Origin of the sequence: Streptomyces sp. NPDC052114 (genome assembly GCF_040680155.1) — a bacterium.
Classification (GTDB): Bacteria; Actinomycetota; Actinomycetes; order Streptomycetales; family Streptomycetaceae; genus Streptomyces.
Genome location: NZ_JBFAWC010000004.1, coordinates 372,491 through 392,778, shown reverse-complemented (window position 1 = coordinate 392,778; position 20,288 = coordinate 372,491). Strand labels below are relative to the sequence as shown.

The following is a 20,288-nucleotide window of genomic DNA, read 5'->3' as shown; positions in this document are numbered from 1 at the left end:
CGTCACTCTTCGCTCGCGTCGGGCTGCCACATGACGTGATTGAGGTCGGCGACCGCGGCCTCCCGCTGCTCTTCGAGGTCGGGGTCGTCGGGGAAGAGCGCGAGCGCGGCGGTCAGCTGGTCGATGGCCTCCTGGAGGGTGGACCGCGCGCCCGACAGGCTGCCCGAGGTCCACCGGGCCGCGGCCAGGCCGCGCAGCACCACGCCGAGGCTGACCTGGGCCCGCAGCAGGTGCGGGTTGAAGGCGACGGAGCGGCGCAGGTCGGCGGCGGGCTGGTCGAGCGGCGACTCCTCGTCGTTGGCGACGGAGATCCCTCGGTCGGCCAGGACCCGCGCCAACTGCCCCTCCAGGCGGCCCCGTTCGTTGGCGCCGATCACCGAGTGGGCCGTCTCCAGGGTGCACACGGCGAGGTCGAGGCGCCCGTCGCGGTGCGCGAGCCGGGCCGCGCCGAGCGACATGTCGACGATGGCGACCTGCGCCTCGTGATAGCGCTCCAGCGCCCTGCTGTGGACCAGGGCGCGCCGCCAGTACGCGGCCGCGGCGGCGAAGTCGGGCCGCCTGCCCGTCAGTTCGGTGCGGCCCATGGTCAGCCGCGCCTCCAGGGCGAGGCCGCGCGCGTCGAGGGAGAGCCGCCGGTGCTTGTCGGGGAGTCCGGCGTAGCCGGGGTTGAGCTCGTCGAAGCGGGCGCAGTCCGGTTCGCACACGGCCGCCGCCCCGGGGCCGCTCCCGCCCGCCCGGCAGCCGGGGCAGCGCAGCTCCGAGAGCGCGGCGAGCGCGTCGGCGGCCTTGTCCTGCCCCAGGAGGAGCTGCGCGAAGCCGAGTTCGGAGAACGCGTACGTGAGGGAGGTGTAGGGCGAGGCGGCTTCCTGGGCGGCGGCGAAGGCGCCGAACTCCGCCGCCCTGCCGAGCTCCGCGACGCGCAGCGGCCCGCAGAACAGGGGTGCTCCGCCGCCCCCGGCGGACGGGAAGCCGCCGGCCGCGGCGAGGAGTTTGGCGGCGTCGGCCTCGCGCTGGAGCAGCGGGCCCGGCGCGACGCGCGCTCCGGCGTCCTCGGCGGGCATGCGGCGTTCGAGCGCCTCGCGCAGCCCGGCGCGCAGGGCGGGCACGAGGGTGGCCTCCACGGCGGTGCCGTACCGCTGGGCCGCGGTGGCCCTGACCCGCTCCCAGAACCCGGCGTCGTGCAGCACCGCGGCCCAGGCGGCGACGCACGGCTCCCAGTCGCAACCACCCTCCTCATCAGGCGAGTTGAGCAGGGCCAACGCGAGGGTGTGGGTGACGCGGTGGTCGGCGGGGTCGTGCCGCACGGCGTCCCTGAGCAACTCCACGGCGGCCGGGCGCCGCCCGCCGCGCACGAGTGTCACGGCGTGGAGCGGGGCGAACTCCGACGGCCCCCGGTCGAGTCCCCGCGCGGCGGCGACCAGTGCTCCGGCCCGCGCCCACGTGGCCGCGTCCGGCTGCGCGCGCTCCTCGCCGGGGCCGGTGAGCGAGGCGAGGGCGGCCCGGCGCAACCGCAGCGCCACTTCGCGCGCGGGGCGGCCCGACAGTACGGCGAGCACCCAGCGGGCCTCGTCGTCCAGGGGCGCGGCCGACGCGGCGGCGCGCAGATCGGTCAGGGCGGCGTCCGTGCGGCCAGCGCGGGCGCGGACGTAGGCGCGCTGGACGAGGCTGCGGCCGTGCGGCACGGCGCAGGCCAGGGAGGCGGTGAGATGACGCTCCGCAGCGTCGAGGTCCCCGCGGTGGGCCTCGGCGCAGCCCAGCCAGTGCAGCGGCCCGGCGGCCGCGGGCCGCAGCGCGCGCGCCCGCTCGAACTCGCCCACGGCGCGCTCGACGTCGCCCGCGGCGAGCCACACCCGCCCGACACCGGTCCACGCCCGCGCGGCAAGCCGCGCGGCGTCGTCGGGGAGCGGAGGCGGGGGCAGAGGCGGGGTGTGGTTCGGGAGGGGGGTGCCGTTGGCCGGGGAGGTGCTGCCGAGGGGAGGTGTGCCGTCCGACGGAAGGGTGCCGTCAAGGGGGAGGGTGTCACTGGACGGAGGGGTGCTGCCGAGGGGAAGGCTCCCGCTCGACGGTGAGGTGCCGTGAAGAGGGAGGGTCCCGCTCGACGTAGAAAAGCCGCCAGCGGGAGGGGTGTCGTTCGACGGCGAGGTGCCGCCAAGGGGAGAGGTGTCGTTCGACGGTGAGGTGCCGCCAAGGGGACGGGCGTCGTCCGGACGAGAGGTGCGGTCAAGGGGAAGGGTGCCGTCCGGGCGGGAGGTGCCGTCTGCGAGATGCGTGCCCTCGACCCCCGCGCCTCCCTCGATCCCCGCGCCTCCCTGAGCCCCCGCGCCTCCCGCGCCCCCCGCATCCGCCACGGACACGCCCGCCAGTGTCAGGGCGCGTCGGAAGTGGCGCTCCGCCGTCTCGCCGTCGGCGCGCGCGAGGGCCGACTCACCCTCGGCGCAGGCCTGTTCGGCACCTGTCACATCGGTACGCGCGCTCTGCGCAGTCACAGTCAGCCCCCGATCCGCGGGCGGGCGGCCCGCCGCGTCCTGTGGCCGGCGGATCAGCCGGCGGCCTCGTCAAGGACCGAACGCCAGCGGCCCTGGGCGCGGTCGTAGTGCAGTGGTCCCACCGCGAACCGCGTCAGGTCGAGCGCGGCGAGGCTCTCGTACGCCTCGGCGGGCAGATCGGTCTCCAGCAGGACGGTCAGTCCCGTGGCCGCGTCCTGGAGCACGAGCGGTCGAGCCTCGCGGTCCTCGCCCAGGGTGCCGGGGGCGGGCGACGCGGGCCGGGCCGTCCTTCGTACGACCCCCTTGAACGCCTCGTACGCGTCCCTGACGGCCTCCGCTCCCAGGCCGCTGAGGAACGCCTGGAGGGGCAGTGAGGCCAGCACGATCCAGGGGATGTCGGCGGCTCCGCGGTGCTCGACCACGCGGCGGACCCGGGCCGGCGGCACGCCGAGCCCGGCGAACGCGGCGACCAGCTCCTCGCGCAGTTCGTCCGGGACCTCGCGGCCCAGGAGCAGCTCCGCTCGCGGCGGCGCATCGGTCATGGACGTGCTTCCTTCCCGGGGTGTGCACCGCAGCCTAGAGGCGTGAGCCCTGCGCAGGCGGGGAAACCGGTGATTCAGTGGGGCAGATCCGGGACAGGGCCGGATCGCGCGTCCGCGGGGTTCGGCCGGGGCGGTCGTCCCTATCCCTCGCGCGCCCGCCACGTGCGCCGGTCCACGCCGATTCACGCGATAAGGCGATCATGTGTCCCCTCGCGGATGTCGGCCGAGGGCCCCGGGTAGGGCCGGGCCATGACGCAGCCGTTCGAACTGCCGCACTTCTACATGCCGCATCCCGCGCGGCTCAACCCGCACCTGGAGGAGGCGCGCGCGCACTCCACGCGCTGGGCGCGCGAGAGGGGCATGCTGGAGGGTTCCGGCATCTGGGAGCAGAGCGACCTCGACGCGCACGACTACGGCCTGTTGTGCGCGTACACCCACCCCGACTGCGACGGCCCCGCCCTGTCGCTGATCACCGACTGGTACGTGTGGGTCTTCTTCTTCGACGATCACTTCCTGGACAGGTACAAACGCACGCAGGACCGTTCCGCCGGGAAGGCCCACCTGGACCGGCTGCCCCTGTTCATGCCGATGGACCTCGCCGCTCCGGTGCCCGAGCCGCAGAACCCGGTGGAGGCGGGCCTCGCCGACCTGTGGGCACGCACGGTGCCCGCGATGTCCACCGACTGGCGCCGCCGCTTCGCGCTGTCCACGGAGCACCTCCTCAACGAGTCCCTGTGGGAGCTGTCCAACATCAACGAAGGGCGGATCGCCAACCCCGTCGAGTACATCGAGATGCGCCGCAAGGTCGGCGGCGCCCCCTGGTCGGCGGGGCTCGTCGAGTACGCGACCGCCGAAGTGCCGGCCGCCGTCGCGGAGTCGAGGCCGCTGCGCGTCCTCATGGAGACGTTCTCCGACAGCGTGCACCTGCGCAACGACCTCTTCTCGTACCAGCGCGAGGTGCAGGACGAGGGGGAGCTCAGCAACGGCGTCCTCGTCCTGGAGACCTTCTTCGGCTGTACGACCCAGGAGGCCGCCGACACCGTCAACGACGTCCTGACCTCGCGCCTGCACCAGTTCGAGCACACCGCGCTCACCGAAGTGCCCGCCCTCGCCCTGGAGAAGGGCCTCACCGCGCCCGAGGTCGCCGCGGTCGGCGCGTACACACGGGGGCTTCAGGACTGGCAGTCGGGCGGCCACGAGTGGCATCTGCGCTCCAGCCGGTACATGAACGAGGGCGCCCTCGACTCCTCACCGCTCGGCGGGCCCACCGGAATCGGCACCTCCGCGGCCGGCGTGGGCGCGCTGCTGGCGGCGGCCGGGCAGGAGCGCCTGCGGTCCTTCACCCACGTGCCGTTCCAGCGGGTGGGACCCTCCCGGATCCCCGACTTCCCCATGCCGTTCGAGCTGCGGCTCCATCCGGGTCTGGACGCGGCGCGGCCACGGCTCACGGCCTGGGCGCACGCGACGGGCATCCTGGCGGAGGGCGTCTGGGACGAGGACAAACTCACCGCGTACGACCTCGTGCTGTGCTCGGCGGGCATGGACCCGGACGGCACCGAGGAGGCCCTCGACCTCAGCGCGCAGTGGCTGGCCTGGGGCACCTACGCCGACGACTACTACCCGCTCGTCTTCGGCCGCCGCCGCGACCTCGCGGGCGCCCGGCTCTGCACGGAGCGCCTCTCCGCCTGCATGCCGCTGGAGGGCGAGCCGGTCCCGGCGCCGCTGAACGCCATGGAGCGTGGCCTCGTTGACCTGTGGCGGCGCACGGCCGGGCCCATGACCCCCGAGCGGCGGCAGCGGCTGCGGGAGTCGGTTGAGGTCATGACGGAGAGCTGGCTGTGGGAGCTCTGGAACCAGGCGCAGAACCGCGTTCCCGACCCGGTCGACTACCTGGAGATGCGCCGTGCCACCTTCGGCTCGGACCTCACGATGTGCCTGAGCCGGCTGGGCCACGGACCCGCCGTCGCGCCCGAGGTCTACCGCAGCGGTCCCGTGCGCTCCCTGGAGAACGCCGCCGTCGACTACGCCATGCTCGTCAACGACGTCTTCTCGTACCAGAAGGAGATCGAGTACGAGGGCGAGTTCCACAACGGCATCCAGGTGGTGCGGAACTTCTTCGGCTGCGACTACCCGGCCGCGCTGCGCGTCGTGAACGACCTGATCACCCAGCGCATGCGGCAGTTCGAGCACGTCGTCGCGCACGAGTTCCCCGTCCTGTACGAGGACTTCGAGCTGTCGCCCGAGGCGCGCGCCGCGCTGGACGGCCATGTGGTCACGCTGCGGAACTGGACGGCGGGCATCCTGAACTGGCACCGGGAGTGCCGCCGCTACGGCGCGGCGGACCTGGCCCGGCGCGCGCACGGCTTCGTGCCCGACCGGGTGCCGAGGGTGCCGTCGATCGCGGGGATCGGATGACGGACCCGCGGGTCGGCGGTCGGCGCTGACCGGAAGGCGTGTGTGAGGGGTCTCACCCGGCGTGCGGGTGGGGCCCTTCCGCCGTCCGATGTGCAGGTGGGGCGCCTGCACCGGCATATCCGGAGTGTCTCGTTCGGATGATTTCTTCCGGAACGCGGGATTCGTGGAACTTCACTGCTGCGCCAGGAGTCTTCTGGGGTGAGGGCGGCCGGTGCACGGCCGGCCGCGACATGGGGGAAGAACGAAGCGAACACGGGGGTGTTCCATCGTGACCGACATCATCGAACGCATCGCGGACCGCTTGACGGGCGACGCGGCACAGACCGAGGCGAAGGCTCCGGTGGACGGCGAACTGACGCCGTTCGTCGCGCCGTTGACCGTCCCGCCGGTGCTGCGTCCCGACGCGGCGGACGTCCGCGAGGAGACCGAGATCGCGCTGCGGCCGACCTGGGTGCGTCTGCACCCGCAGCTGCCGCCGACGCTGATGTGGGGCTATGCGGGCTCGGTGCCCGGACCCACCATCGAGGTGCGGCGCGGACAGCGCGTCCGCATCGCCTGGACCAACCGCATCCCGCAGGGCGAGTATCCCGTCACGGCCGTCGAGGTCCCGCGCGGGGACCCGAGGACCCCGCCGCCGAGCACCGAGCCCGGCCGCGCGGGCGTCGAGCCGAACAAGGACGTGGCGGCCCTGCCCGCCTGGTCGGTGACGCACCTGCACGGCGCGCAGACGGGCGGCGGCAACGACGGCTGGGCGGACAACGCGGTGGGCTTCGGCGACGCCCAGCTCAGCGAGTATCCGAACGACCACCAGGCGGTCCAGTGGTGGTACCACGACCACGCCATGAACATCACCCGGTGGAACGTCATGACGGGTCTGTACGGCACCTACCTCGTCCGTGACGACGAGGAGGACGCCCTCCAACTCCCCTCCGGGGAGCGGGAGATACCGCTGCTGATCGCCGACCGCAACCTCGACACGGACGAGGGCGACGGCCGGCTGAACGGCCGCCTGCTGCACAAGACCGTCATCGTCGACCCGAAGAACCCGGAGACGGGCAAGCCGGTCTCCCTGCCCTTCACCGGCCCGTACACCACGGTCAACGGCCGCATCTGGCCGTACGCGGACGTGGACGCGGCCTGGTACCGCTTCCGCCTGGTCAACGCGTCGAACGCCCGGATCTACGACCTGGTGCTCATCGACGAGGACGACAACCCCGTGCGGGGCGTCCTGCACCAGATCGGCAGCGACGGCGGACTCCTGCCGCGCCCCGTGCCGGTCGACTTCGAGGGGGCGCTGCCCGCGCTCACGGTCGCGCCCGCCGAGCGCATGGACCTCCTTGTCGACTTCCGGGGGCTCGCCGGCAAGCGGCTGCGCCTGGTCAACAAGGGGCGCGACCAGGCGCCCGGTGTGCCCGACGCGGCGAACGACGTGCGCTATCCGCAGGTCATGGAGTTCCGGGTGGGCGAGTGCGCCGAGCCGGACGCCTTCGAACTGCCGGAGATCCTCTCGGGTTCGTTCCGTCCGCTCACGCACGACATCAGGCACGGCCACCGGCTGATCGTGCTGACCCCGCCCGCCACCAAGGGCGGTGGCGGCCACCCGGAGATCTGGGAGATGGCCGAGGTCGAGGAGCCGGGCGACATCCAGGTCCCGACCGAGGGGATCATCCAGCTGCGCGGCGAGGACGGCAAGGTCAAGACGTACCGCCGCATCGCCCGTACGTTCAACGACGGCCTCGGCATCAACATCGCCGAGGGCACCCACGAGCAGTGGAGCTTCCTCAACCTCGCGGTGAACCCGCCGGTGACCCACCCGATGCACATCCACCTGGCGGACTTCCAGCTCCTGGGCCGCGACGCGTACGACGTCTCGGGCTTCGACGTCACGATCGGCGGCACCCTCGCGCCGGTCGCCTTCGACCCGGACCGGCGCATCCCGCTGGCTCCGAACGAGCGCGGCTGGAAGGACGTCTTCCGGGTTCCGGGGGGCCAACTGCTGCGCGTCATGGGCCTGTTCGACGGCGCGTACGGCCGCTTCATGTACCACTGCCACCTGCTGGAGCACGAGGACATGGGCATGATGCGGCCCTTCGTCGTGATGCCGGAGGAGGCCCTGAAGTTCGACCACGGCGCGGGGCACGGCGGCGGTCACGGGGGCCACGCGGCCTAGCCGGGCCCGACGCGCGGCCTCAGGCCGGCAGGCCCGCGTGGCGCACGGCGGCTCGCGCCAGCGCCCGCACGATCGGGTGCGGCCGCGCGCCGTCGTCGGTCAGCTCGGGCTGGAAGAGGGTGGCCAGGAAGAAGGGGTGACCGGGCAGTTCGGCGACCCGCACCTGGCCCTCCTCGTCCTCGCCCGTGAAGCGCAGTCCGTGCGCGCGCAGCGTGTCGAGGTGGGCGCTCGGACCGTAGGAGCAGTGGTAGCGCTCGACGGACCCGCGGGCGCCGACGACCGACTCGGCGAGCGAGTCCGGCGCGAGCGTCACGGTTCCCTCGTGGCCCACCAGGGAGCAGGCGAGCGGAGTGATCAGGAGGTCCTCGGCGTCCGGGTCGTTCTCGGCGTGCGCGACGTGCGGCAGGCCGCACACGTCGCGGGCGAATTCGAGGAGCGTGTGCTGGAAGCCGCCGCAGGTGCCGAGGAAGGGCACGCCGTCCTCGCGGGCCGTGCGGATCGCGGCGAGCACGCCGGCCTCGCTGCGGTAGGGGCTGCCGGGCAGCACCCACACGGCGTCGAAGCCGCGTACGGCGTCCGGCTCGGCGGCGTCCTCGCTCGGGATCCAGTACGCGTCGAGGAACAGGCCGTCGTGGACGGCGAGGGCTTCCAGGAGAAGCGGGATCCGGGTGTGGGCGGTGACGTTCGGCGAGCGGTCGCCGACGAGGGCGATGCGGGCGGCGCGGGGCGCGGGGGCGTCCGGGGCCGCGGTGTGCGGTGTGGTCGTGGTCATGCGGATCATCCTGGGCGCGGCACGTGGTTCACGTCCAACGATGAAAACTGCATCCGCCATAAGCATCGCTGATGAGGTGGGGGATCCTTGGGGCCATGGATCCGCACCTCCTGCGTACGTACGTGACGGTGGCCCGCCTGGCCTCCTTCTCCGAGGCCGCGCGCGAGCTCGGCTACACCCAGTCCGCCGTCTCGCAGCACATCGCCGCCCTGGAGCAGGACCTCGGCACGGCCCTGCTCACCCGCCGCCCCGTGGCGCCCACCCCGGCGGGCGTGCGCCTGCTGGAGCACGCGGGCCCGCTGCTGCTGCGTCTCGACGCGGCCCGTGCCGAGGTCGTCCGCATGGCCGCCGCTCCCGCGCACGGCCTGACCCTGGCGGCCACGCCGACCGCGCTGACGCGCCGCGCGGTCGAGGCGCTGCCCCCGGCGGGCGTCACCCTGCGCGTGCTGCCCCGCGAGGAGATCCCCGCGGCCGTCGCGGCCGGCCACGCCGACCTGGGTCTCGTGGACGGCCTCGCCGCCCCGAACGACCCGCTGCGGCTGCCCGACGTGGCGCCGCTGACCGCGCGCGCCATCGCGCAGGAGCCCGTCGACGTCCTGCTGCCCGAGGGGCATCCGCTGGCCCGCCGCGCGGGCCTGCGGCTCGGCGATCTCGTCGACGCCCGCTGGATCGACGCCCCCGGCGCCGGGCTGCCCCTGGCCCAACTCCGCGCCGCGAACGGCACGTCCGGCTTCCGGCCCGCCCTGTGCTACGACGGCACCGACCTGCGGACCCTCGCCGCGCTCGCCGCCGCGGGCCACGGCCTCGCCCTGCTGCCGCGCTCGGCGGCCGGGCAGGCGCCGGGCACGGTCGCCGTGCCGCTGACGGCGCCCCGCGTCGTCCACCGCACCGAGGCGGTCCACGCGGGCGCCCTGCGCGGGCCCGCGGCGGCGCTTGCCGCACAGCTGGACACCGCCTCACCCGTTCGTGAGGCGTCGCCGCCGGGTCACGCCGGGTAGGGCTGTGGCCGGAGGCGAGCCATGGATCAGACCACGTTGCGTCCCAAGCCGATGCCGGGCGAGAACCCCGGCCAGAACCCGGGCCGGGCCCCCGGGCACCACCCCGGAAAGCGCTGGGCCAGGGGCCCGGGGCAGCGGTGGCGGAAGAGCTGGGTGAACCACCCCGCGAGCGGCCCGGCCGGCCTCGGCAAGAGGCCGGGGAAGGGCCCGGGAAAGGCCTCGGGGAAGGCCCCGGGCAAGGGGCACCGTCCGCACGCCGCGAGGCGCCGCTTCAGGCGTCTGACGACGCTTCTGTTCGGCCTGCTGGTCGCGGCGATATTGGTGCTCTCGGGCGTCGGACTCGGCACCGTGAGCGCCACCGTCATAGGCATGAGCAAGCTGGCCGAGATGCAGGAGGCGGCGCAGAAGGCCGCCCAGAAGGGGCCAGGCGGCGCGCCCGGGGCGAAGCCGCCGACGGCCGCGGGGCCGGGAGCGGGGACGGCCGCCGCGCCGGGCACTCCTTCCGCGCCGGGCGCGTCCGCCGCGCCGGGCACCGGCGGACGCCCGCCCGCGGGCCCGGTCCGCACCGCCACCCTCGGCGTCGAGGCCGTCGACGCCCCCGGCGGCGCGGGCGCGCTGCTCGTCGGCGTCCACATCCCCGGACCCGGGTACACCGCGGGACTCGTCCGCGGAGACGTCCTCGTCGCCGTCGGCCGCACCCGCGTCGGCTCCGCGGCCGGGCTCGCCGCGGCGGTCGGCGCCGCGCGCCCCGGCAGGGCGACCACCCTGACGGTGCGCCACGAGGGCGGCGCCCGCCAGACCCTCCCGGTCCGGCCGGGCGTCGTCACATGAGCGCCGGACCCCGGGTTCGCGGGCGCGGACGGCTGCGGGCAGGATGCCGACTGGGGCGCCCGGACAGGGACGCCCGCACAGGGACCGCCCGGACAGGGACGATCCGGCAGGGACGAAGCGACCACAGGAGGCCCTCATGAGCAGCGCGCCCGCGCCCTTCACCGCCGACGACTACCGGGCCCGGATGGAGCGCGCCGCCGCGAGCGCCGCCGACGCGGGTCTCGCGGGCGTCCTGGTCGCCCCGGGCCCCGACCTCGTCTGGCTCACCGGCTACCAACCCACCGCCATCACCGAGCGCCTCACCGTCCTCGTGCTCGCGGCCGGGCAGGACCCCGTCCTCGTCGTGCCGACCCTGGAGGCCCCGGACGCCGAGCGGGCCGTCGGCGCCGCCGCGCTGACCCTGCGCGACTGGACCGACGGCAAGGACCCGTACGCCGTCACCGCGCCCCTCCTGGACGGGTCCGGCCGCTTCGGGGTGAGCGACAACGCCTGGGCGATGCACCTCCTGGGCCTCCAGCAGGCGCTGCCCGGCACCTCCTACGTCTCGCTCACCGAGGCGCTGCCCATGCTCCGCGCCGTCAAGGACGCCGCCGAGCTGGAGCGCCTCGCGGCGGCGGGCGCGGCGGCCGACGCGGCGTACGAGGAGATCCAGAAGGTGCCCTTCGCGGGCCGCAAGGAGACCGACGTCGCCGCCGACCTCGCGGACCTGCTGCGGAGGTTCGGGCACGCACAGGTGGACTTCACCGTCGTCGGCTCGGGCCCCAACGGGGCCAACCCGCACCACGAGGCGGGCGACCGCGTCATCGAGCACGGCGACATGGTCGTCCTCGACTTCGGCGGGCTGCTGCACGGCTACGGCTCCGACACCTCCCGCACCGTCCACGTCGGCGAGCCGACCGCCGAGGAGCAGCGCGTGCACGACATCGTGCGCGAGGCGCAGGCGGCGGGCTGCGCGGCGGTCCGGCCCGGCGCCGCCTGCCAGGACGTCGACCGCGCGGCCCGCGCCGTGATCACCGAGTTCGGCTACGGCGAGCGGTTCATCCACCGCACCGGCCACGGCATCGGCGTCACCACCCACGAGCCGCCCTACATGATCGAGGGCGAGGAGCGGCCGCTCGTCCCCGGCATGTGCTTCTCCGTGGAACCGGGCATCTATCTGCCCGGCCGCTTCGGCGTGCGCATCGAGGACATCGTGACCGTCACCGAGGACGGCGGGCGGCGGCTGAACACCACCGCCCGCGAGATGGCGATCGTCGGCTGACGGCGGGCCGCGCCCGCGCCGGACGTCAGGCGAAGTCCGTGCGCGGGCCGGTGCGCGGCTCGCGGCCCGGGTAGTACGCGAGGACGTCGTACGGGTAGGGCAGCGGCCGGGCGCTCGCCTCGGTCAGCCGTTCGTGCTGCGCGGCCGTCAACTCCCACTCCACACAGCCGAGACTGTCGGCCAGCTGCTCCACCGACCGCGCCCCGACGATGGGCGCGGTCACCCCGGGCCGCTGGAGCAGCCAGCGCAGCGCCACCTGTGCGGGCGGCCGCCCGACCTCCTCGGCGACCGCCACGACCGCGTCGACGACCCGCCAGGTCTCCTCGGTGTTCCGCCGCTGCCACGCGCCCGCGCCGCGCGTGCCCTCGGGCGGCTCGACGCCCCGCCGGAACTTGCCCGTCAGCCAGCCGCCCGCCAGTGGGCTGTAGGGGATCACGCCGACGCCTTCCGCCGCGCTGAGCGGCAGCAGCTCCCACTCGGTCTCCCGGGCGAGCAGGTGGTACAGCGGCTGCAGACAGGAGTACGGCTCCCAGTCGCGCGCCCGCGCCACGTCGAGGGCCTTCTGCAACTGCCCGGGGGAGTGGTTGCTCGCGCCCAGGTAGCGCACCTTGCCGGCCTTCACCAGGCCGTCCAGGGTGGACAAGGTCTCCTCGATCGGCGTCGTCGCGTCCCACACGTGCGTCTGATAGAGGTCGATGTGGTCGGTGCCCAGGCGGCGCAGGCTCGCCTCGACCGCCGCGACGATGTGCTTGCGGCTCAGGCCGCCCGCGTTCGGCGCCTCGCCCATCGTGGCGAACACCTTGGTGGCGATGACGAGTTCGTCCCTGCGGCGGCCCTTGAGCCAGCGGCCGAGGATCTCCTCCGAGACCCCGCGGCCGTACATGTCGGCCGTGTCCACGAAGGTGCCGCCCGCCTCCGTGAACGTGTCCAGCATGCGGTGCGAGGTCGCCTCGTCGGCGCCGCTGCCGAACATCATCGCGCCGAAGCACACCTCGCTGACGCGCAGCCCCGTCCGGCCGAGAAATCGCTGCTTCATGATCCGCCTCCCCTGGTCCGGCCCTCAAGATAGGCGCCGCGTGCGAACGGCCGCACGATTCCTCGGAGGTTGCGCTACGCCGTGCCGAGCACCGCGCACGACTCGGCGGGCAGCAGGAGCGCCCCGTCCGCGCCGGGCGACTCGACCGGCTCCCACGCGGCGAGCACGCGCGCGTGGCGGGCGCCCAGCGGCACGGACACCGGCTCCTTGCCGAGGTTCACGCCGATCCGCAGGTCCCCGCGCCGCAGCGCGAACCAGCGGGCCCGCTCGTCGTGGGCGACCCGCACGGCCGCGAGGTCCGGGTCGGTGACGTCGCCACGGGTGCGCCGCAGCCGGAGCAGGTCGCGGTGCCAGGTGAGCAGGCGCGCGTGGCGGCCGTTGGTGGGCTGCGACCAGTCGAGGCAGGACCGCTCGCGGGTGGCCGGGTCCTGCGGGTCGGGGATGTCCTCCTCCGCCCACCCGTGCGCCGCGAACTCCCGCCGCCTGCCGCGGCGCACGGCCTCGGCGAGGCCGGGGTCGGTGTGGTCCGTGAAGAACTGCCAGGGCGTCGTTGCCCCCCACTCCTCGCCCATGAACAGCATCGGCGTGAACGGGCCCAGCAGGGTGAGCGCGGCGGCGCAGGCCAGCAGACCGGGGGAGAGGGCGGCGGAAAGGCGGTCCCCCTGCGCGCGGTTGCCGACCTGGTCGTGGGTCTGCGTGTAGCCGAGGAAGCGGTAGGCGGGCGTCCGCGCCCGGTTCACGGGGCGGCCGTGGGCACGGCCGCGGAACGACGAGTACGTCCCGTCGTGGAAGAAGCCGCGCGTGAGCGTCTTGCCGAGCGCGGCCAGCGGGGCCCGCGCGAAGTCCTCGTAGTAGCCCTGCGACTCCCCGGTGAGCGCGGTGTGCAGCGCGTGGTGGAAGTCGTCGTTCCACTGGGCGTCCATGCCGAGGCCGCCGGCCGCGCGCGGAGTGACGACCCGCGGATCGCCCAGGTCCGACTCGGCGATCAGGGACAGCGGCCTGCCGAGCTCGGTGCCCAGGTCGGCCACGGCGGCGGAGAGTTCCTCCAGGAAGTGGCACGCGCGCGTGTCCCGCAGCGCGTGCACCGCGTCCAGCCGCAGACCGTCGATCCGGTAGTCGCGCAGCCAGGCCAGGGCGCTGCCGATCAGATACGCGCGCACCTCGTCCGAGCCCGGCGCGTCCAGGTTGACCGCCGCCCCCCAGGGCGTGTGGTGCGTCTCGGTGAAGTACGGCCCGAACGCGGGCAGATGGTTGCCCGCCGGGCCCAGGTGGTTGTGCACGACGTCCAGGACGACACCGAGCCCGAGCCCGTGCGCGGCGTCGACGAAGCGCTTCAGCGCCTCGGGCCCGCCGTACGGCTCGTGCACCGCCCACAGCGACACGCCTTCGTAACCCCAGCCGTGCCGGCCGGGGAAGGGGCACAGCGGCATCAACTCCACGTGCGTGACGCCGAGGTCCGCGAGGTGGGCGAGCCGGTCCGCGGCCGCGTCGAGCGTGCCCTCGCGGGTGTACGTCCCCACGTGCAGCTCGTACAGGACCGCGTCCCGCACGCCGCGCCCCGCCCACGCCGTCCGCCACGCGTACCGGTCGTCGTCGACGACGGCGCTGAGCCCGTCGGGCCCGTCCGGCTGGCGCCGCGAGCGGGGGTCGGGCAGCACCGGGCCGCCGTCCAGCGAGAAGCCGTAGCGCGTCCCGTCCTCGGCCGGCGCCTCCCCGGCCCACCAGCCCGCGCGGTCCGCGTCGCGCCCCAACGCGTACGTGTCGCCCGCGCACTCCAGTACGACCTGCTCGGCCTGCGGCGCCCACACCTCGAACCTCACCGAAAGTTCCCCCTCGTCAGCCGTCCGTCACGTCGTGGATCCCATGGTGCGTCAGCGGCGTCCGGTCCGTGGGTGATCCCGTTCCGTTCGACCGCCGCCAGCCCCTTTCTGGACACCCGGGGCGCGGTTGCCCGACAATCTCCTGGTGACCTCCTCCTTCGAGTTCTCCACGCACCCCGCTCGGGTCACGGACGCCGAGCGCGACCGGGCGCTGGACGCACTCAAGGAGGGCGCGGCCGTCGGCCGGCTCTCGCACGACACGTTCCTGCGGCGCATGGAGCTGGTGCTCGCCGCCCGCAGGCCCGACGAACTGGCCGTGCTCACCGCCGACCTGCGCACCGAGGGCCGCTGGTCGCGCCTGGTGCTCGGCGGCGTCGGCGCCGTCTCCGGCTTCACGATGAAGATGCGCAGGGCCTGGCAGGCCGAGCGGCTCCCGAAGCTGCTGCTGCCCTCGCCGGAGAGCCCGTATCCGCTGCGGATCGGCCGCGACCCGGCCAACAGCCTGCGGCTCAGCCACGACACGGTCTCCCGGGTGCACGCCGAGCTGCGCCGCCAGAGCGGCGTATGGGTGCTGCGCGACCTCGGCTCGACCAACGGCACGTCCGTGAACGGCCGCAGGGTCGTCGGCGCCGCCCTCGTCCAGGACGGCGACCTGGTCAGCTTCGGCCGGATGGCCTTCCGGCTCGCCGTGAGCTGAACCCCGCCCGGAATCCGGCCCTCACGGGCGCGTCCGGTCGATGTCGGACTGTACGCGCGCGTGGCGCGCGGCGGCGACCGTCGTGCGCGACTGGTGCTCGACCTGGTGCTCCAGCGGCACCCAGCGCGCCCTGAACCGCTCGGCGAACGCCTCGCTCCACTGCGTCACCAGCCGCTCCAGACGCGGCGCCGACCGGTCGCCCGCCTCGTCCAGGACCCGCAGCAGCATCGCGGCCGCCCGCAGCGGCAGGCGTCTGCCGAACGCGTCGACACTTCCGATGTACGCCATGCTGGTGCCCGCGGGCGGCAGCCGCCCCCAGTCGTCGGCGAGGCCGGGCACCAGCGCCAGCGCCCAGCGCGCCGCCCGCAGCAGCGGTCCTTCGGCGCCGGGCAGCCGGGGCAGCGCCTCGGCCAGCACGTCCTCGACCAGCCGCGCGTCCCGGCTCAGCCGCCGCGCCAGCGCCCGCATCGCCCGCACCGGCGCGGGGTGCGTCGCCGGGTCGTCGACCAGGTCGCTCGCCCACATCGGCACCTCGACGATCGCGGTGCGGCCGCCGTAGCGGTGCACGTGGTGCCAGGTCGTGCGCCGGGCGTCCTCGGGCAGGCTCGGGTAGGCCGCGTCCGCGCCGGGGCCCGGCAGGACGTGGACGCCCGGCCCCGAGACCGGCCAGCCCGCCGCGTCGGACGCCCCCGTCTCCACCGGGATGTGCAGCTCCGCGGCCGACTTGGCGAACGGCTCCACGAGGCCGGGGATGTCCTTCGTCAACTGCACCCAGCTGCCGCCCAGATCGGTGCCGTGCAGGGACACCTGGAGGTAGGGCCGCAGCTCGTCGATGACGGCGGTCAGGGCGCGGGTCTCGGGCGGCAGCCGGTGCGGCGGCAGCACGGAGGGCGACCACTCGGGCTGCTCGGGGCCCGCCGGGCGGAAGAAGTTGCGGTGGTAGTCCAGGAGCGTGCGCGGGGCGGGCGTGCGGTGCAGGTGCGCGCCGTCCGGGTCCGCGCACAGCAGGAAGTGCCAGGAGGTGTCGGCGCGCAGGGCCGGGTCGCGCAGGGTCTGCTCGGCGAGGTGCAGGAGCGTGGAGCCGCCGGTCGGTTCGTTGGCGTGCGCGCCCGCGACCACCAGGACCGCGTGGGGCGAGTGCCCCACGGACAGCAGGTGCAGCGGCCGGCCCGCGCGCGAGGAGCCCACTTGGCGGAGGGCGCCCAGGTCCGGACGCATGGCCGCCAACTGCCCTGCTCCGGAGACGAGTTCGTTCACACTGGGATAACGCTGCACCGCCAGTTGACTCACCCCCGTCTGGTCCGCCACTGACGCCATCGAAGTACGCCACGCCCCGGGGGAGGTGTCAAGGAGCTGCACGCGGGGCGGCACCTCGTGCCTCCCTCACTCGTACGGGTGTACGGAACCTGCGGCGCGGCCCCCGCGGTGGTCCTCTGGAACACACCCGCGCTGCCCTTCGCCGCGCCGACGCACAGGTGGGAGCCCCGCGGTGCGCTGCCTTCCCGTCCCGCCGGACGGCCCGTTCTCCTCCTTCCGCGCCACCGGGGGCGGGATGTCGCACCGCCTCCGGCCCGAGCCGGTGCCGTCCGGCCGCGGCGTGTGCCCCCTGGTGAGACCGGAGGCCGCCCCGGTCGCGGTGGGCCCCGGCACCGCGGCCCCGCATCGGCGGCTGCCCGCGCCCGGCCTGCTGTCGCCCGGCGTCGACCGGGACCCCTACCCGCTGTACCGGCTGCTCCGCGAGGAGCTTCCCGTCGTGCGCGACGAGGCCTTCGGGGCGTGGCTGGTGAGCCGGTACGCGGACGTGCGCTCCGCGCTCACCCGGGCGGCGCTCGTCGCGCCGCCGCCCGGGCGCACCCTCACGCACATGGAGGGCGCCACCCACCGCGCGCACCGCGCCCTGGTCGAGCCGGGGCTGCGCGACCGCGCCGTCGCCGCCCTGGCCGCGGGTACCTCGCGCACCGCCTACGTACTGGCCCGCCGCATCGCGGCACGCGAGGAGGCCGACCTCGTCGCCGAGTTCTGTCAGTGGCTGCCCGCCGCCGCGGTCGTCGCCGCCCTCGGCCTGCCCCGCGAGGACGCCGCCCGCGTCCACGCGTGGTGCCGCGACGGCCTCACCCACCTCGGCGGCCACCACCGCGACCTGGACGCCTTCCTCCGCCCCCACCTGGCACGGCGCCGCGCCCACCCCGGCGACGACCTGCTCTCCGTGCTGTGCGGCGCCGAGGTCGACGGGCGGCCCCTGTCGGACGGGACCGTCGCCGGGCTCGTCGGCTCACTGCTCGGCGGAGGCGGCGAGGCCACCGCGCTCGCGCTCGCCGCGTGCCTCGCCGCCCTCCTGGACCACCCGGACCAGCTGGCCCTGGTCCGTGAGCGGCCCGAGCTGATCCCCGCCGCCTGGGCGGAGTCCCTGCGCCGCGACCCGCCCGCCCCCGTCGTGCTGCGCCGCGCGGTCCGCCCGGTCGCCGTGGCGGGCGTCCCGCTCCCCGCGGGCGCCACCGTGGCGTGCCTGGTCGGCTCGGCGGGCCGCGACCCCGCGCGGTTCGCCGACCCCGACCGCTACGACCTGTTCCGGACGGACCAGGGACCCCTCGCGTTCGGCGCGGGCCGGCACGCCTGCCCCGGCGCCGAACTCGCGGCCCGCACCGCCGAGTACGGCCTGCGCGCGCTGCTGGACGCCCTGCCGGGGCTGCACCGGGCACCGGGCTTCCGGCCGACGTCCCAGGGCCTCCTGACCCGCGGCCCGCGCACCCTTCTCGTACGCACAGGGTGAGCGGCGTACGCCCTAGGGGAGCCGCTCCAGGAGCGCCACCGGCGACTCGGCGAAGAGCTCCGCCACGCGCGCGTGCCCCTCGAACTCCCGCTCCGGAGCGAGCAGATCGCCCCACCGGCCCGCCGGGAGCGCCAGCTCCGTCCCCTGCCAGCCGCCCGCCTCGGCGAGCCGCAGCGACAGCCGTGTCGCCGCCGCCACGACGTCCTGGGAGCGGACGAACGCCACACAGTGCGCGGCACCGGGTCCCTCGGCCGCCAGCGGTTCGTACGTCGCCGCGTCGCCGAACAGCGCGGGCCGCCGCGCGCGCAGCCGCAGCGCCGCCGCGGTGAGCCTCAGCTTCTCCCGCGACAGGCCGTCCCGCCCCGGTCCGGTCCCCGGCTCCTCCAGGGCGTCCGAAAGGAACCTGACCGGGCGCCGGTTGTCGGGGTCGACCAGGGCGCGGTACTCGCCCTCGGTGCCCTGGTAGAGGTCGGGCACCCCGGGCATCGTCAGCTGGAGGAGCGCCGCCCCCAGGACGTTCGCCCGCACATGGGGGGCCAGCTCCCGGGCGAAGGCGGCCACCGTGTGCCGCGGCGGCCCGCACGGCCCGGCCGCCACGAAGGCGTCCACGGCCTTCTCGTACGCCTCGTTGGGCTCGGTCCAGCTGGTGTGCAGGCCCGCCTCGCGCACGTGCTTCAGGAGGGCGCCCCGCAGCCGCGCGTCGTCGGGCGACCCGAAGCCGACCGCCGTCTGCCAGGCGGCCCAGGCCAGTTGGGGGTCGGGCGCGCAGGCCCCGCCCACGCGCGCGGTCTGCTCGGTCAGCTCGACGAGGAGGTCGGCCCACCGGCCTGGGCACTGCGTCAGGACGGATATGGCGGCGCGCACATCGGCGCTGCGCTTGGTGTCATGGGTCGTCAGGACCGTCCCCGAGTGCGGCCAGTCGCGCTGAACGCGCGCGCAGTACGCGTGGAACGCGGCCACGTCCACCGCGGGACGCTCGGGCGCACCGCCGACCTCCGCCGCCGAGAGCAGCGGCGCGTGCCGATAGAACGCGGTGTCCTCGACGGCCTTGGCGCGCAGCGCCGATGCGGTCTGCGCGAACCGCGCGCGGAAGGCGTCCCCCGCCGCCGCGGGCACCCCCTCCCGGCGGCCCAGCGCCAAGTCCCGCACGACGTCGATCGCCTGGGCCTCCTCGGGCACGCCGAAGGCCGCCCCGGCCTCCTCGGCCGCGCGCGGGGTGAGCACCGTCTCGGGAGGGACGCCTCCCACGGCGTAGGGCCGGTAGACGGGGACGCGCACGAGCAGCTCCCCGAGCGCGGTGCGCAGGGCCCACGGCGCGTGGTCGCGCAGCGCGGGGTCCGCCGCGCAGATCGCGGCCGCCGCGCGCGTGAGCCGGTCGACCTCGGCGGCCAGCTCGTGCGTGACGACCTTGTACGCGGCGCGGCGCACCGTCGCGTCCCAGTCGCCGCCCCGGTCGGCGGGCGGCGCCGCGAAGCGCCGGTACTGCCCGAGGAGCTCCCCGGCGCCCGCCGGGTCCGTGAGGACGCCGTCGATGTGGCGCAGCGCGTCGTAGCCGGTGGTGCCCGCCACCGGCCAGGCGGCGGGCAGGTGTTCACCGTCGGCGAGGATCTTCTCGACGACCGTCCAGCGCCCGCCGGTCGCCCGGTGCAGCCGCTGGAGGTAGGCGCCCGGGTCGGCGAGGCCGTCGGGGTGGTCGATCCGCAGCCCCTCGACGACGCCTTCGTTGAGCAGCCGCAGGATCGTCGCGTGGGTCGCGTCGAACACCTGCGGGTCCTCGACGCGTACGGCGATGAGGTCCGAAATGGTGAAGAAGCGGCGGTAGTTGAGCTCGGTCCTGGCCAGGCGCCACCACGAAAGGCGGTACCACTGCGCGTCCAGGAGTTCCGGCAGCGGCAGGCGCGCGGTGCCGTCGCGCAGCGGGAAGGCGTGGTCGTGGTAGCGCAGCACGTCCCCGTCGACCCGCAGCCGCTCCAGCTCGTCGCCGACCCGGCCGCCGAGGAACGGCAGCAGGACGCGCCCGTCGCCCGCCTCCCAGTCGATGTCGAACCAGCGCGCGTACGGCGACCGCGGTCCCTCGCGCAGCACCTCCCAGAGCGCGTGGTTGTGGCGCGGCACCGCCGCCATGTGGTTCGGCACGATGTCCACGACCAGCCCGAGGCCGGCCCGGCGCGCGGTGCGGGACAGCGACCGCAGGCCCTCCTCGCCGCCCAGCTCGTCGCGCACGCGCGCGTGGTCGACGACGTCGTACCCGTGCGTCGATCCGGGGACCGCCTCCAGCACCGGCGACAGATGCAGATGCGAGACACCGAGCGAGGCCAGGTGGGGCACGGCCGCCTCGGCGGCCGCGAAGGGGAAGTCCGGCTGCAACTGGAGCCGGTACGTGGCGGTGGGCGGCGGTGGGACCGCGGCCCCGGAGCGCTCCGGCGTCATGCGCGTCATGCGAACGTACGTACCCGCCTGGGCGGCTTTCGTGCCATCGACTCATGCGTG

Annotated in this window: 14 protein-coding genes; 7 read left to right on the top strand and 7 right to left on the bottom strand. The window is 75.2% G+C overall.

Going from position 1 to position 20,288, the window contains the following annotated elements; genetic code table 11:
* Positions 1-2: 2 nt before the first annotated feature.
* Both AB0L89_RS11605 and AB0L89_RS11600 read right to left on the bottom strand, forming a co-directional pair.
* A complete protein-coding gene (locus AB0L89_RS11605; protein ID WP_365138145.1) occupies positions 3-1,850 on the bottom strand; it encodes a hypothetical protein in 1,848 nt (615 codons plus the stop codon).
* Positions 1,851-2,539: 689 nt separating this feature from the next.
* Positions 2,540-3,028, bottom strand: a complete 489-nt coding sequence (locus AB0L89_RS11600; RefSeq protein ID WP_365138142.1) for a hypothetical protein — start codon at positions 3,026-3,028, stop codon at positions 2,540-2,542.
* A gap of 249 nt (positions 3,029-3,277) precedes the next feature.
* Here AB0L89_RS11600 and cyc2 point away from each other — a divergent pair, with 249 nt between their 5' ends.
* Positions 3,278-5,443 carry a germacradienol/geosmin synthase Cyc2 gene (cyc2, locus tag AB0L89_RS11595; protein ID WP_365138139.1) on the top strand — a complete coding sequence of 722 codons (2,166 nt, stop codon included), beginning with the start codon at positions 3,278-3,280 and terminating at the stop codon, positions 5,441-5,443.
* 268 nt (positions 5,444-5,711) lie between these two features.
* The gene (gene phsA, locus AB0L89_RS11590) at positions 5,712-7,613 is read left to right on the top strand and encodes an O-aminophenol oxidase PhsA (RefSeq protein WP_365138136.1); all 1,902 of its coding nucleotides are present in this window, start codon (positions 5,712-5,714) and stop codon (positions 7,611-7,613) included.
* A gap of 19 nt (positions 7,614-7,632) precedes the next feature.
* Here phsA and AB0L89_RS11585 read toward each other — a convergent pair whose 3' ends face one another.
* On the bottom strand, positions 7,633-8,385 hold the full coding sequence (locus AB0L89_RS11585; RefSeq protein WP_365138133.1) for a hypothetical protein: 753 nt from the start codon (positions 8,383-8,385) through the stop codon (positions 7,633-7,635).
* Positions 8,386-8,480: 95 nt separating this feature from the next.
* Between AB0L89_RS11585 and AB0L89_RS11580 the strand changes: the two genes are divergently transcribed.
* From AB0L89_RS11580 to AB0L89_RS11570, 3 genes are all read left to right on the top strand, one after another.
* A complete protein-coding gene (locus AB0L89_RS11580; protein WP_365138130.1) occupies positions 8,481-9,383 on the top strand; it encodes a LysR family transcriptional regulator in 903 nt (300 codons plus the stop codon).
* Positions 9,384-9,404: 21 nt separating this feature from the next.
* Positions 9,405-10,214: a PDZ domain-containing protein gene (locus AB0L89_RS11575; protein WP_365138127.1), complete on the top strand. Its 810-nt coding sequence runs from the start codon at positions 9,405-9,407 to the stop codon at positions 10,212-10,214.
* 136 nt (positions 10,215-10,350) lie between these two features.
* On the top strand, positions 10,351-11,475 hold the full coding sequence (locus AB0L89_RS11570; RefSeq protein WP_365138124.1) for an aminopeptidase P family protein: 1,125 nt from the start codon (positions 10,351-10,353) through the stop codon (positions 11,473-11,475).
* A 25-nt stretch (positions 11,476-11,500) separates the two neighbouring features.
* On the opposite strand, the gene AB0L89_RS11565 is transcribed toward AB0L89_RS11570, so the two are convergent.
* Together AB0L89_RS11565 and treZ are read right to left on the bottom strand one after the other, a co-directional pair.
* The gene (locus tag AB0L89_RS11565) at positions 11,501-12,511 is read right to left on the bottom strand and encodes an aldo/keto reductase (RefSeq protein WP_365138121.1); all 1,011 of its coding nucleotides are present in this window, start codon (positions 12,509-12,511) and stop codon (positions 11,501-11,503) included.
* A gap of 74 nt (positions 12,512-12,585) precedes the next feature.
* The gene (treZ, locus tag AB0L89_RS11560) at positions 12,586-14,331 is read right to left on the bottom strand and encodes a malto-oligosyltrehalose trehalohydrolase (protein WP_365138118.1); all 1,746 of its coding nucleotides are present in this window, start codon (positions 14,329-14,331) and stop codon (positions 12,586-12,588) included.
* Between the two features lie 145 nt (positions 14,332-14,476).
* On the opposite strand from treZ, the gene AB0L89_RS11555 reads away from it, so the two are divergent.
* Positions 14,477-15,028: a DUF1707 and FHA domain-containing protein gene (locus tag AB0L89_RS11555; RefSeq protein ID WP_365138115.1), complete on the top strand. Its 552-nt coding sequence runs from the start codon at positions 14,477-14,479 to the stop codon at positions 15,026-15,028.
* 21 nt (positions 15,029-15,049) lie between these two features.
* Here the strand turns inward: AB0L89_RS11555 and AB0L89_RS11550 are convergent, their stop codons facing one another.
* Positions 15,050-16,345 (bottom strand): M14 family zinc carboxypeptidase, encoded by a 1,296-nt coding sequence (locus AB0L89_RS11550; RefSeq protein ID WP_365138112.1) that lies wholly within the window; start codon positions 16,343-16,345, stop codon positions 15,050-15,052.
* Positions 16,346-16,517: 172 nt separating this feature from the next.
* Between AB0L89_RS11550 and AB0L89_RS11545 the strand changes: the two genes are divergently transcribed.
* Positions 16,518-17,798 carry a cytochrome P450 gene (locus AB0L89_RS11545; RefSeq protein WP_365138109.1) on the top strand — a complete coding sequence of 427 codons (1,281 nt, stop codon included), beginning with the start codon at positions 16,518-16,520 and terminating at the stop codon, positions 17,796-17,798.
* Between the two features lie 12 nt (positions 17,799-17,810).
* On the opposite strand, the gene treY is transcribed toward AB0L89_RS11545, so the two are convergent.
* Entirely contained in the window at positions 17,811-20,228 is a 2,418-nt protein-coding gene (gene treY, locus AB0L89_RS11540; protein ID WP_365138571.1) for a malto-oligosyltrehalose synthase, read from the bottom strand.
* Positions 20,229-20,288 lie beyond the last annotated feature (60 nt).